Genomic DNA, 13,388 nt, shown 5'->3' with positions numbered 1-13,388 from the left:
GCCCAGAACCTCCGCAAGCTGGCCAAGATCCTTCCTGCACCGCAGCAACCGTGAAAAGCCTGACAGGAAAAGCGCTCACGCCATGTTCAGCCGTCGATATTCTGCACTCGCGAACGGGTGTTTTTCCACGGAATCCGCGGTCAGAATCTGTACCGTCAGAATGATACCCCAGAGATACCCAAGAAAGCACACACCGCACACATCAATTCCTGAGATGCGGTAAGATATTGATTTTATTTTATAAGATGGTGCCCGGGGGCGGAATCGAACCACCGACACGAGGATTTTCAAACCGAAGCTTTTTGAAGAGGCGCAACAGGTTAGGCGCGAAAAACCTGTCAAACCCACAACAGCGCATCAAGCACTTAGCGGCGAATTGTCAAACCTTGGGCATGAGGCCTTCCAATGAGCTGGCGCGTGGCAAATGCGTGCGCGGAACGGAAGTTCGGGAGTGCGACGCGCAAGCAAATCATCATGTTTCTGGCGGACAAGGCCTCTGATGATGGGTCGGGCATCTGGTGTTCCAAGGGGACGATCCAGCGGCATACCGAGCTGGGGGAGACCACAGTCAAGCGGACGATCCGAGAGTTCCTGAGTGAAGGAATCCTGGTCGAGACCGGCGCGCGAGGGTGCAAGAACGGATTTACGGTCGTTTACCGGATTGATCTGACCCGCATTGAAGCACTGGAATTGACCGCAGAACCCGAGATCGAGACGGGGGCCACAGTGGACCCCGTCCAGACTGGACCCGGAACGGGGGCCACAGTGGCCGGGGTACCGGGGCCACCACGGCCCCCAAACCATCCTAAAACCATCCATAAACCCCCTACGCGCGAGCGCGAGACGGTGGAGGATGAAGACGCTGAGAAGATTTTGGAGGCCTATCCGCCCGACCGTTTGCGCGGAAAGGCTGAGTGTCTTGGGCGGATCAGGGACATCCTGGATGCTGGAACCGAGGTCGAGGACTTGTTGCAGGCCGTGAAGGCCTACGCGACTGAAAGCGCGGGCTTCACCCGGTCGAAGGTCTGTTTCTCTGACAACTGGTTCAAGTCGGGACGCTGGCGAGCTTACGTCGAGGACATCGCCAAAGGCCGAGAAGAGACGAAGGCGAAGGAAGCCGAGATGCTCGCAGGATTGGCAAATTGGGTCACAGACAAGCATCCGCTTTGCCGCCACATCACGCCGGGCCAGATCGACGCGCTCTTGGCCGCAAAGCTGGTGACACAGGCGCAAATCCAGGCGGCAGGCCTCAGATCATGAACCCCACCGATCCCACCGAAGCGCAAACAGCAAGGCGACCCATGTCATACGGCTGCGCCGATGACACGGGACCTTGCGAGGGGCGGCACGCCTCCCCTTCGAACCCCACCGGCGCGGGCAAAGCCTCCGCCAAAGAGCCGCTTACCGAGACCTTCGTCTTCCGCTGCACCGCGTCCGAGAAGGCCCAGCTGCGCGCCAAAGCCGAGGCCGCTGGCCTGCCCGCCTCGACGCTTCTGCGCGAGGCACTTGGCCTCACCGAGGCCCGTCGCCGCAAACCTGTCCCCCGCGTCGATCCTGCGCTCGTTCTGGCGGTTGGACGCATCGGCGGCAACCTCAACCAGATCGCCCGCTGGCTGAACCACGCCATGAAGATCGGGCGAACCGACCTCGACACGCTGACCGTCGCGCGCCGCCTTGTGGTGATCGAACGCCAGCTCGCCGCGCTCCTCGATGAGGCGCGGCGGTGCTGATCAAGTTCTTCCCCAACGGCAAGGGCGCGGGCGCGGGGCCGGTCGGATACCTCGTGGCCGACCGTGTGCTGGCCTATGACGACAACCGCGACCTGATCCGCGATGCCGACGGCCAGCCCAAGACCGTCACCCGCGACCCGCTCCCCGAGGTGTTGCGCGGCAATCCCGAGCGCACCGAGGCCCTGATCGACGCCAACCGCCACCAATGGACCTACCGAGCAGGCGTGATCAGCTTTGCCGCCACCGACGCCCCGACCGAGGACCAGCAGGCCGAGGTCATGGATCAGTTCGAGCGGCTGGCCTTCGCGGGGCTGGACCCTGAGCAATATGAGCTGCTCTGGGTCCGCCATCGCCACGAAGGCCGGGTCGAGCTTCACTTCTGCACCCCGCGCCTCGAGTTGACGACGGGCAAGAGCCTCAACATTGCGCCGCCGGGCTACCAGAACGCTTATGACAGCCTGCGGGACGTGATGAACCAGCGCCACGGCTGGGCCGATCCGATGGACGTCGAGCGGGCGCAAGAGGTTCGCGACGCCATCGAGGCCCCAACCCGCGCCCAAGGGCGGGACGAGCTGCACGCCTGGATACAGGACCAGATCGATATGGGCCTCATCGCCGACCGCGCATCAATGATCGACGCCCTGACAGACGCAGGCTTCGACCTGCCGCGCACCGGCAAGGCCTACATCACCGCCCGCGATCCCGAGACTGGCGAACGCTGGCGGCTGAAAGGAGAGATTTTCCATGAAGACTGGCAAGCCGACCCGGCTGAGCGAGAAGCTGAACGCGGAGCTCGACGAGATCAGGCAGGAACACGTCGCCTCGATCTCGTCCCAGCTCAAGAGCTTCAAAATCGATTTGAAGAACATTGTGGGCGCCGCGCAGCATACCATCGCGAGCGATACGCGCTGGTTTCAGACCGAGACCGCGAGCTTGTTCGAGACGCGGCTGAGGTCGATCCGCCTTTGGCTGACGATCTCGCCCTGGCTGATCGCGGCGATGGCGCTGATGGGGATCGCCTCGATGATGGCCGCGAGCTTTTTCTGGACAGTGCATTTGACGCGCTCGGAGCTGACCGAGATGGGCCTGACGCGGATCGAGCGGCCCGAGGGGACATGGCTGATCCTGGACCCGTCGAAAACGCGGCTCAGGACCTGCACGATGGGCGAGCGGCACGTGACCTGCATACGGATCGAGGAGGAATAGATGACCCAACTGACAGCCTTGGAACGCGATTTGCTCGCCTGCGTCGAGCGGTTGGTGACGGCCTCAGAGGCCTCCGCGAAGGACTTGACCGCCTTGGAGACACGCTCGACCGGCAGGATCGAGCAGGAACTGGCTGGATTGAAAGACTGCGTGACCTTGCTCATTCGGTCTCAAGCCGCATCCATGAAGGCCTTGAGCGGATTGCTGAACGACGAGGCGAGCTACAAGACGCTGAACGAGAGCTTGCAGCAGAGCTTGACCTTAGCGAAAGCCGCCGCCGAGAGATTGAGGGACAACTAGACAGCCAGGAGGCGCATGCTGAGCGTGGTTTGAGGCATTAGAGCTCAATTCAAATAACTTCTGGAATGATAAGAGGCATAAATTTTGGCGGTAGGGCTTGCGCAGAAATTGCGGGTTTGAGAACGATAGCTGGGAAGTGGTCGTCGGTACAGAAGGTTTGGAATGTCGAAATTGCGAAGGGGCTATCGCCAAGTGTCCGTTCAAGCCTCTGTGGGTGTTGGCAAGATTTGCGGCTGGCCGGTTTCTGGGGATGATGAAAAGCCAATAAAGAACCTTAATGGCAAGCCCTCCAAAGGAGTGAGGCAAAAAGAGGCCACAGCTTTTTTTCAGGACTCGCAAAAATACTGGCGTCGAACAGACACAAATGTGGATGTTGAACTGGACAATTTGTGTGCCGCGACACATGGGCATATCCGAAGATCGATCATTTCCGATGTTGAATTCAAGATTTACCATGATCGGATACCTGATTGGGTACATATGGCTGGGATCGAACCTGAGAGCCGCGTTACAAAGAAGAAATTCGAACAGTTGCTTGCAGGATCGCATCCAGAGCCGGTGTTACATAAGTTCATCTATCTGCAAGATGTGCAGGGGCTGTTGACGAATATCCAAAGGACAAGCGCGCAAATCAGTCAGGTCATCGGAGAGTTTTATGGCTTGTTCAATGATTGCGAACCCTACGTCTACCAGAAGGAAGAAAGAGTGGGCTTGCGGTCATCGGTTTCGGCGGAAACATCTCTCATACATGCTCATCTCGAAACAATATTTGTCAGGATGAGGAGCATTCTGGACTACGCTGTGAAGTTGGCGTTTGAAGTTGAGCGAGATGTGATTGATTATTCGGAGATCGTTAAACTCAAGGGTCGATCCAAACAGTACGGTGACAAGAAAAGCCTGCAGCTTGATGAACGGGCTGGTACTTTGTTCGTGAAAGATGAACTAATTTGGATGATCTGCTCGATTAGAGATCGCATCGTTCATGATGGTCATCTAGACATCAGCGCAAGAGTCTACGAACAGTTCAAACGGCATCGTTTGATCGAGCGTTTCATATTGATCCCTGACATGTCTGACGGTCGGTTTGAGGCTTTCAAGAACCGTGCGAACTTTTACGGGAAAGACCAGAAAATCAATCTCGACCTACCCAGAATTTACGATGAATTCTTTGGACGCATGATCAAGACCGTCGGGACGATACATGATCGATATGCCGCGCAGCGCCTGGGGTAAGTTTCACCAAGCGTTTAGCTCAGAGTCGTGAATCAAGCGGCAACCAACGGTTCAATATCAGATACGTCGATCTCTTTGGCCGCCAGCGCCATGTCATAGTTTGTTTGTAAGTTCACCCAATAGGCCGGGGTCGTATTGAACACGCGGGCGAGGCGCAGCGCCGTGTCAGGCGTGACCCCGGTCGTCCCCTTGATCAACCGCTCGATCCGACTCCGAGGCACACACAGACGCCGCGCAAACGCGATGGCCCTCATCTCCAGGGGATCGAGGTAAAGCTCCTTCAGGACTTCACCGGGATGCATCGGGGCTTCAAGCAAGCTCATCACAAGGCACTACCTCAAGCAGCGCCAGTTTGCGTTTCAGCGTTCATGCCATCTGCGTAGAGGAATTGCTTGGCATCCTCGCGCACTTCGAGCGTCGCCCCATCAATCGCGCCAACGGCAAGGCCCGCGTTCACCCGCCGCGCCGGTTCACCCGCACTTAGCCACTTCCCCGCTTTGCCGACCGCAAAGCGCCCTTTGCGCGCGCCAGTACCCTTGCCTTCCGCCGCGTCCATGATGACCACAGCGACCTCTTCCATCCGGAACAGCCCGCCCTGGCTGGCTGGTGGCATCTTGCGCTTTTGCAGAGACTGGCGCGTCACCTCCAACCGTTTGGCAACATCGGCCAAGCTGACGAGGTCAGGCCGCACTTCCCGCAAAACCGAGCCCTTCGGCAATTGCTTTTGGATCGCACGCGCTGCATCCAGGATCGCATCTTCCGCGCGATCACTCGCCGCTTCCAGCGCAACGCCAAGCATGCCAGGTACGCCAGTGCCGACGATGGCATCCTCGAAGCCAGCCTCGAAGACCGCGTCCATCAGATCGAACGCTTCATGCTCACCCTCTGGAAGGGCGAAAATCAGTTCGAACTCGATTTCTGCCATATTATTCATCCTCTTGCGCGTCTTCGTTCGTGTTGTCGAGCTTTGTGCAGCCAAGCGCCCGACTTCTTAATTGCCGCGCAAAGCGGCCCGGATTCTGAGGCGTCGACCATACACCCATCTGACAAAACTCACCGCACCTACAGTCAGGATCGTTGTTCGGACACCGGATCAGGCCCCAAGCATGACCGCGCCCGGAACGCAAAGTGACCGTCCAACCCAAGGTCTCCAGCTCACGCAGAACGGCTTCGATCTCCTTGGACTTGTGCGACTTTCTAGACATTAAATAGGTCTCTTTCTTTAAGTTGTCAACTGACAACTTTATTGCTTCGAGTCGATTGAGGGGCTACCCCAACAAAATCGAAACGTTCACAAGCCTTCAACTTGCATTCCATTTTCGGCCAACCACTCTTTGCGGGCCCTCCAGTCAGGGAGGTGTTGCTCAACCTTGATCCAGAATTTCGCCGAATGGTCGGGATGATGGGCATGTGCCAGTTCATGGATGATGATGTATTGCGCGATCCTCGGCGGCAAAAGTGCAGCCTTCCAGTGAAAGGAAACCCTACCCTCTGATCCAAACGAACCCCACCGGAAGCCTAGGTCCTGGACTTTGACCTCATTGATGTTCACATCCATGCGGTTTGAATGCTGAAGGGTTTGCTTCTCGAACCAGGCCTGTGCCTTGCGAACATACCAAGAAATAAAGACTTCCCGGCCTCTATGGACCGAGGCCGTTCGAAGACAGAAGCGTCCATTCTTTAATGTCAGATCGACAAGCTGACGGTCGACCAAGCGAAGGCGATAACTTTTACCAAGATACAGGAACCCCTCGCCATCGACGAACTCCTTAATAGGGGCCCTTCGCTGAAGTCGCGCCTTTTCCTCCAACTTGGTATGCACCCAAAGCAGTTTCTCCTGAACGAACTCGACCAAGTCACTTTCTGTTGCTTCCGGCGGCGCGAGAATTACAAGCTCGCCCGATCTCTCCACGGTAATCTGGAGGGTCTTTCTTCTATCGCTCCGTCGTATGTTGAACGACAAGCCATCTACGTCCAAATGCTGGTCGAAAAAACGGACTGACCGGCCCCCGGTACGAATGGGTGAAAGCGGGAGGTTGGGCATCAGAATTCCCTCAAGGCTTCGTCACTGGCCTTGGCTTGCTGCATCAACTGTTCCGACAACCGCTCTGCGTCCAAAACACCAAGCCCCTCGATCTTTGCATCAACCAGTTTTTCGAAGATTTCAGATCGCAGATTTTCTTGGTCAGCCATCTTGAATGTGCTCCAGATTGAGCGATTGGCAACAACTTCTTCGACAATGCGATCCACGATCTCTTGGGTCACACGATGCAGAGCCTGGAGATGTTCCACCGGAGTGTTTTCGTCCGCCCCTACTTCTTCGAGAACGGTGCGAAGGAAGGGGACATAAATTTCAGGAATGTCGAACTCAGTTTCGCCAGTCGATTGGGCCTCTGACCGGAGTTCATCAATAATTGCTTGAAGTTGCTCGATGATTTCATCCCACTGATGACCAAAGCCATCTAAAATCTGATTGAGGCGCTCGGACATCTTCTTGAACCGAACAGGGTCAGTTTCGAGCTTCTTGCGGATGTGTGAACGGATCGCGTGTTCCATCTCCGAAGCTTTGGCACGTGCACCGTTGGCTTGCCCAACCTGGTCGTCGAACTCGGCGTCCGTAAGTTGAACGGGAGGTATCTTGGGATCGATACCCAACGAGATCACATGGTCATCAATCAGCTTTCGGACCTTAGCACCCACATCTGAACCTATGACGGCGACATCGCGGAACCTGTTCCGCGCGCGCGCCTGGATATAGGCAAGGCGCTTTGCATCCTTCACAAATGGCAGACCCTCGGGTCTTGGAAGCACGATTTCCAAGGATTTGAGAAAGTCCTTCAGCTTCACCGTGAACTCAGCCCTAACCTTTTCCGAGGCCAAAACGTGAAGGCATTTCTCATCGTCAGACAAGTCATCTAGGCCCTCCCGCCTGAAAATGTCGACGACCCGAATGTGCCGATCTCGCAGAATGGGAATTTGGTCGGTGAGACTGACCAGCGCTCCTTCGATGTCTTCATCCGAATAGGCGGAAAGGGCCGACTTCAGGTGATGCGCAACGCCGAAATAGTCCACGACGATCCCGCAGGTCTTGCCAAAACCGGTTCGATTTACACGGGCAATGGCCTGCAGCAGCTCAGCTTCACGAATTGATCGATCAAGGTACATCACGCCTTCGATGGGCGCATCGAAGCCCGTTAAAAGCATTGATTTCACGATCAGAAACGCGAGGGGGTCAGACTTGGTAGGGTCCTTGTGAAACAGAGGTTTCTTGAACCGTTTGATCCGCATTTCCTGCGCTGAGCCTTCGGTCCACTGCTTCCAACTTGCATCATCATTGTTGCCACCGGACATAATCACCGCAAACTCGATCTTCTCTAGCGTGTCACGATATCGCCATGCCTGAACCAACGCCTGCAGCTTTGCGGGTCGGATGCAAAGCTCTTCGTCGTCCAACGACTTGTCAGCGTCGGAAAGAGCCGAGGCTTCTGCCAAAAGCTCATCACGCGCCTCTAAAAAAGCCGCATGATACCGGACAACTGCTGTGCGGCTGTAGGCCACGACCTGCGCCTTGTAACCGTTCGGCAAAAGGTTGGTCACGTAGTGACGCAGCATGTCGCGGGCCTTTTCCCCGATCAGTTCCTTGGCCTCCAGGATGTTGCCCTTGGTCGCGTATTTCTTGCGGATCGCTTCCAGTTCCTCGTCAGACCGGCCGCGAAACATATCCTCGAACAGGCCGTCCAGGGTGGCCCCATCCTTCACCGCACCCTCAGCGGTGCGCCCCTCGTAAAGCACCGGAACAGTCGCCCCATCGGCCTCGGCTTCCTTGATCGTGTATTGATCAATGAAATCGCCAAATATCTCGGTGGAGCGCTTCTTCTCACCCATGATGATTGGCGTACCGGTGAAACCGATCCGTGCGCAGTTCGGCAGCGCGGCCAGCAAATTGGCGTGCAGATCACCCGCCTGTGTGCGGTGCGCCTCATCCACAACGACCAGGATCGTGTCATCCTCGTTCAGCACATCGAAGGCCGGGCCTTTCGTGACTTCGGCCACATCCTCATCCGTGCGGTATTTCTGGATCGTGGCAAAGACCAAACCCGGCCCCTTCCGGCGGGCGAGCCGCTTCAAAGAACTGTTGCTTGTCGCCAGCTCCACCACATCGCCGGACATCGTCGCCGTTTCCGACAACTGACGCTGCAGGTCCTTACGGTCGGTGACCATGATCACCTTGAACTTCCGCAGGTCCAAATCGGTCCGCATCTTGCGGATCATGAAGACCATGGTCAGGCTCTTGCCGGACCCTTGCGTGTGCCAGACGATGCCGCCACGCCGGTCATATTCGCCGTCTTGCAGCCTCGTCTTGCCTGTCCGCAAACGCTCCAACGCGCGGTTCACGGCGCGGTATTGCTGATACCGGCAGACGGTTTTGATGGTTTGGCCGCCCACATTCATGAACAGCAGGTAGTGGCGCAGAATATCCAGCAGATGCGCCGGGCGCAGCATGCCAGCGATCATGCGCTCTTGCTCAGACAGGCGCGCCTTGCCAAGGGCCGCCGCCACCTCATCCTCAGAGCCTTTGCCATCCGGCCCCACGACCGTCTTCCACTGCCCGTAGTACTCCAGCCCCGCACCGATAGAGCCCACGCGCGCCTCGTCAAAGCTGGTGGCGATCAGAAGCTGGACCGAGGCAAAAAGCGCAGGCGCGCCTTCGTTCTCGTCCACCTCCAGCGCGGCCTTGCGGGCGTTGTGATAGCGGCGCAGTTGCTTGACCGCTTCGGCCAGCGGTTCGGGGATGCCGGGGCTTTTCGCCTCGACCACCACCACGGGGATACCGTTCACCAGCAGCACCACATCGGGGATGATGAAGCCCTTGCCCACGTCATGGCCGGGCGGGCAATCGACGCGGAACTGGTTTGCGACGGTAAAGCTGTTGGCCGCCACATCGTCCCACGCGATGTAGCGGATCGTCTGGCCGCGCCCGCCGTCCCAGCCCGTCAGGCCCTCGACCGTCAGGCCCTTGAGCAGCAGTTCGGTGACCGCCTGATTGGCCTCCATCAGCCCGCGATGGCCGTGGCGGGTCAGCGCGCTGACAGCTTCGGACAGGCGGGCGTCGTCGAGCCAGGGCTTGCCGTCCGGGCCGGGGTTGATGGCGCGCAGACGCTCGCGCAGCGTGGCCTCTGCGATGACCTCCTTGAAGCTGCTGCGGCCCGTCAGGGCAGGGTCATCCTTGCTGCCGGTCTGCGCGGTCCAGCCCATGGCGACGCATTGGTCGATGAAGGGCTTTTCGACGTCGTCGTATTCATGTCCCATGGGCAGACCCTTCGGTTACAGCAGGGCCGTGACGGGCGTCCTGCCCGTGAGCAGGTCGTCCATCAGGCCCGATTTCTGGAGGCGAAGCTTGTCGAGCATCGTCTGTTCTTCACGGAGGCGCGTAGACAATTCCGTGAGGATGGCTTCGATGCCGTCCTGCTCATCCCGAGGCGGAACCGGCAACATTGTCGAACGAATGGTCTCGCTGCGGATAGCAGACATCGTGCCCCCCTGTTGGTCCTTGGAAAAATGACGCAGCACCCAGTCGGAATAGTTCACCTGCAACATCGCGAGGTATGGCGAGTATTTCGATTGATCGAGCGAGATCGTCCAAGTGTGCTTCGAAGACAGCGCGTCACCCACGTCTTCGGGCACGAGGCAGCAGCGCCCAACCGTTCCCATGATGGTAATCATCAGATCGTCAGGACGCACAGCGTACCGGCGCAGTTGCAGGAACTTCCCTTGGGTGACGAAGCGCTTGTAATTTCTGTCGAAGCGCTCGACGAACACATTGTCGATCCCGAGGAACGGAATTCCTTGGCTCACCAATTCTTCCTTCAGGAGCGCACTACCGAAAGGTCCTGAACGCATCGCGGGATCAACGGGCGCAAGCAAGTCTTGCATCTCACAGACGTCCCACTCCTTCGGGAGCCAGCCGAGCGGGGTTTGTTTGTAGAGGTGGGGGGCCTCGGTGTGTGGGGGGCGGAGGTCTCCGTTTGCATCGATGCCGCGGGTCAGAAGGTCATGCAGCAATCCCTGCTTCATCGCCTTCAGCTTCGCCACCACCGCCTCCGTCCCCCGGATCGCCGCATCCAACGTATCCAGCACCTCGGCGATTTTGGATTGTCTTTCGAACGAAGGAACCAAGCAACCAACGGTCTTTAGCGTTGTCAAATTGATCCGGACGCGGGTTGATCCAATGGCCTTCTTTTCAGCTTCAAGCCGCGTGTAAGGACTGTTGATTGCCTTTGCGATGTATGAAGGCACAAAGCGAGACGTGTCTGGTCGGAGGCGTATGCAGTCAGCTACCACCACGAATTGCTCGCTTACTGGCGGCACGATACAGGCCCTCGCGACGGGTTCGGCCATCTTGGCAATCGCAATGTCACCTGGGACGGCTCCATGGCGCTGGAGTGATAGAAACTTGCGCTGGGATATGAACTTTTGGTTGGCGTCGAACCACTCATTTACACCAATGTTTTGAAGTTGGATGAGGCGCACACCTTCTTCAGTGTATTCGTCAGATTTGAGACTCGATCCAAATGGACCGTCCACGAAACTTCCCTCAGTGCGTTCCGCAACTTCGCCAAGTTCCACCCTTCTAAAGGTTGAGTCAGACATACCCCAACCCCTTCAAGAACCCGGCCAGCTTCTCCGTCGCCTCTGCCCGTGCGCCCTCGATCTCGGTCAGGGTCACGCGATACCTGTCCCACCAGTTCTCGAACGCCGCCACGATCCGGCCGCGCTGCGCGGTGATGTAGCGGGTCAGGATTTTCTGCATGTCATCATGCAGGATTTTCAGCAGCAGTTCCGCCGCCTCTTCCGGTGACAGCCCATCAACGCCTGCGTTGATCTCATCCGTGAATTGCGCCTGTTTGGCCTTCAGGGTCTTCTTGACCTCGCTCAGTTCCTTCTTCCAGCGCTTGATCTGCGCTTCGTCCACCGGTTCGGCCTCGTCCTCTTCTTCGTCGTCCTCCTCGGGCTTGGCCGTCGCCGCCTTTATCTGCGCATCCAGTTCAACCTTGCGTGCCTCAAGCTCTGCAATCTCGCGCACGAAGTCGCCCATCAGAAAGGCCACCAGCTTGTGATCCAGCGGGTTTTCCTTGTTCCCCTTATCCTCCAGAGCCGTGACGATAGAGGTTCGCCAGGCATCGACCACGCCCTTGGTGTCGCGCGCCATGAGGGTCAGGAAGTCAAACCGCGACTGGTTCCAGAACTGCGCGATGATACCCCGCACCGTAAACGGGTCGAGCATGGCGAGGCTTTCGAGCGTGTCGGAGAAGCTGGAGAGCAGTTCATCGCGCAGGGTGATCAGCGCGGCGGGGTCTTCGGCCCCGGCGAGGGACTTGATGCTGTCCTGGTGCGCATCCCACCACGCGTTGAAGCTTGCCTTGATCTCTGCCTCGCGCGCGACGAGGCCCGCATTGGTTTCGACAGCGGGTTTGAGGTCTGACTTGGCGGTCAGGCTGGCGGCGAAATCGAGGTATTTTTCATCGCGTGGCGTCAGCAGGTCCATCGGGTTCAGCCCGTGGGATTGGAACAGGTCCGCTTTGGCCTCCACCTCTGCCTTCGGGATGCCACCCACAAGGTGCGCGCGCACGTCATGCGGCTCGGGTGGCGGGGCGTTGTCGGCATAGCGGCGGATGTTGAGGTTGAAGTCATTCTCGCGCAGCGTGTCGATGTCGACGATGGCCGAGAAGCCGGGGATTGCGCGGTACTCCTCAAACGTGGTGACGATCTTTTCGATGTGTTCCGGCAGCAGGTGGTTCTGCGCGCGCCCTTCGAAATATTCGCGGTCGGCGTTGATGAAGAGCACCTTGCCCTGCCGTTCGGCTGGCTTGCCGGAGACCAGGTTCGCGCCATGGTGCACCCGCTGGCGCAGGACGATCACGCAAGCCGGGATGCCTGTGCCGTAGAAGAGCTGCGGGCCGAGGCCGATAACCGCCTCGACCTGATCGCTTTCAATGATTTTTTGACGGATTTTCCCCTCATCCCCGCCCCGGAACAGAACCCCGTGCGGCATCACCGTCGCGATCATGCCGCCATCGCGGCTGACGGCCAGCATGTGCTGGAGGAACATGAGGTCAGCCTTCTTCGAGCCAAGCGGCACCTCATGGAAGAAGCGTTCCCTGAACTTGGGCTGCCACGTGTATTCGCCAGACCGATCCTTGTCCTTGGAGCCCCAGTTGATCGAAAACGGCGGGTTGGTGAGGATCCGATCAAAGCGGCGCAATTCGCCGTCTTCAACGTGCTGCGGTTCGCCTAGGGTGTCCTCATTCCGCAGGTCGGCGCTGTTGATGCCATGGAGCAGCATGTTCATTTTGGCGATGGACCAAACGGTGCCAGCGGCTTCCTGACCGAAAAGGTTGGCCCTGCGCCCGTCCTGGCCATGTTCGTCGATGTAGTCCTTAGCCGCGATAAGCATACCGCCAGACCCGCAGCAGGGATCGTAAATGTCATGTTCGAGCGTTGGTTTGAGCAGCCGCACCATCATCCGGACGACCGAACGCGGGGTATAGAACTCGCCGCCTTTTTTGCCAGCAGAGTCCGCGAACTCACCAATCAGGTATTCGTATGCTGCGCCCAAAAGGTCAGGAAATTCAAAATCTTCGTTGCGAAGCCGGATTTCACCGAAGTGATTGATGAGTTGGCGCAGCTTCTGGTCGCTGATCTTGCTTTGGCCCACTTTGCGGGTGAAATCGATGTGGTCGAGGACACCTTCGAGCGCAATGTTTTCGGATTCAACGCCGCTGACCTGCCCCCCTTCGGTCCCTCGTTCATAACGAGAGTCTGCGGGTTTGATCTTGATAATCATGGGTTTCGGTTTGGGCAAGCGCGCCGGGCGCGGAGCCCTCAAATTGCTCAAGCGCTCGGCGCGCTTGCAGTGGC

The 13,388-nt window shown here is 58.0% G+C and carries 10 protein-coding genes; 4 read left to right on the top strand and 6 right to left on the bottom strand.

The window, feature by feature from the left end:
- Positions 1-405 precede the first annotated feature (405 nt).
- From AB9K34_RS21330 to AB9K34_RS21315, 4 genes are all read left to right on the top strand, one after another.
- The gene (locus AB9K34_RS21330) at positions 406-1,260 is read left to right on the top strand and encodes a hypothetical protein (RefSeq protein WP_369956601.1); all 855 of its coding nucleotides are present in this window, start codon (positions 406-408) and stop codon (positions 1,258-1,260) included.
- Positions 1,257-1,730: a plasmid mobilization relaxosome protein MobC gene (gene mobC, locus AB9K34_RS21325; RefSeq protein ID WP_369956600.1), complete on the top strand. Its 474-nt coding sequence runs from the start codon at positions 1,257-1,259 to the stop codon at positions 1,728-1,730. The genes AB9K34_RS21330 and mobC overlap by 4 nt, the downstream gene beginning before the upstream one ends.
- Positions 1,724-3,277: a relaxase/mobilization nuclease domain-containing protein gene (locus AB9K34_RS21320; RefSeq protein WP_369956599.1), complete on the top strand. Its 1,554-nt coding sequence runs from the start codon at positions 1,724-1,726 to the stop codon at positions 3,275-3,277. Before mobC ends, AB9K34_RS21320 begins: the two co-directional genes overlap by 7 nt.
- 121 nt (positions 3,278-3,398) lie before the next feature.
- On the top strand, positions 3,399-4,469 hold the full coding sequence (locus tag AB9K34_RS21315; protein ID WP_369956598.1) for a hypothetical protein: 1,071 nt from the start codon (positions 3,399-3,401) through the stop codon (positions 4,467-4,469).
- 32 nt (positions 4,470-4,501) lie between these two features.
- Here the strand turns inward: AB9K34_RS21315 and AB9K34_RS21310 are convergent, their stop codons facing one another.
- From AB9K34_RS21310 to AB9K34_RS21285, 6 genes are all read right to left on the bottom strand, one after another.
- Positions 4,502-4,792, bottom strand: a complete 291-nt coding sequence (locus AB9K34_RS21310) for a HigA family addiction module antitoxin (protein WP_369956596.1) — start codon at positions 4,790-4,792, stop codon at positions 4,502-4,504.
- 14 nt (positions 4,793-4,806) lie between these two features.
- The gene (locus AB9K34_RS21305) at positions 4,807-5,448 is read right to left on the bottom strand and encodes a hypothetical protein (RefSeq protein ID WP_369956595.1); all 642 of its coding nucleotides are present in this window, start codon (positions 5,446-5,448) and stop codon (positions 4,807-4,809) included.
- A 312-nt stretch (positions 5,449-5,760) separates the two neighbouring features.
- A complete protein-coding gene (locus tag AB9K34_RS21300; RefSeq protein WP_051982308.1) occupies positions 5,761-6,513 on the bottom strand; it encodes a M48 family metallopeptidase in 753 nt (250 codons plus the stop codon).
- Positions 6,513-9,779, bottom strand: a complete 3,267-nt coding sequence (locus AB9K34_RS21295) for a type I restriction endonuclease subunit R (RefSeq protein ID WP_369956594.1) — start codon at positions 9,777-9,779, stop codon at positions 6,513-6,515. The genes AB9K34_RS21300 and AB9K34_RS21295 overlap by 1 nt, the downstream gene beginning before the upstream one ends.
- 15 nt (positions 9,780-9,794) lie before the next feature.
- Positions 9,795-11,120: a restriction endonuclease subunit S gene (locus AB9K34_RS21290; protein ID WP_369956592.1), complete on the bottom strand. Its 1,326-nt coding sequence runs from the start codon at positions 11,118-11,120 to the stop codon at positions 9,795-9,797.
- Complete coding sequence (locus tag AB9K34_RS21285) at positions 11,113-13,314, bottom strand: N-6 DNA methylase (RefSeq protein WP_369956590.1); 2,202 nt, start codon at positions 13,312-13,314, stop codon at positions 11,113-11,115. Before AB9K34_RS21285 ends, AB9K34_RS21290 begins: the two co-directional genes overlap by 8 nt.
- Between the last annotated feature and the right edge of the window lie 74 nt (positions 13,315-13,388).

Origin of the sequence: Sedimentitalea sp. XS_ASV28, assembly GCF_041224545.1 — a bacterium.
In the GTDB taxonomy this organism is placed as follows: domain Bacteria; phylum Pseudomonadota; class Alphaproteobacteria; order Rhodobacterales; family Rhodobacteraceae; genus Sedimentitalea.
Note: the sequence above shows the minus strand (reverse complement) of the source record. Positions and strands in the feature narration are given on the sequence as shown.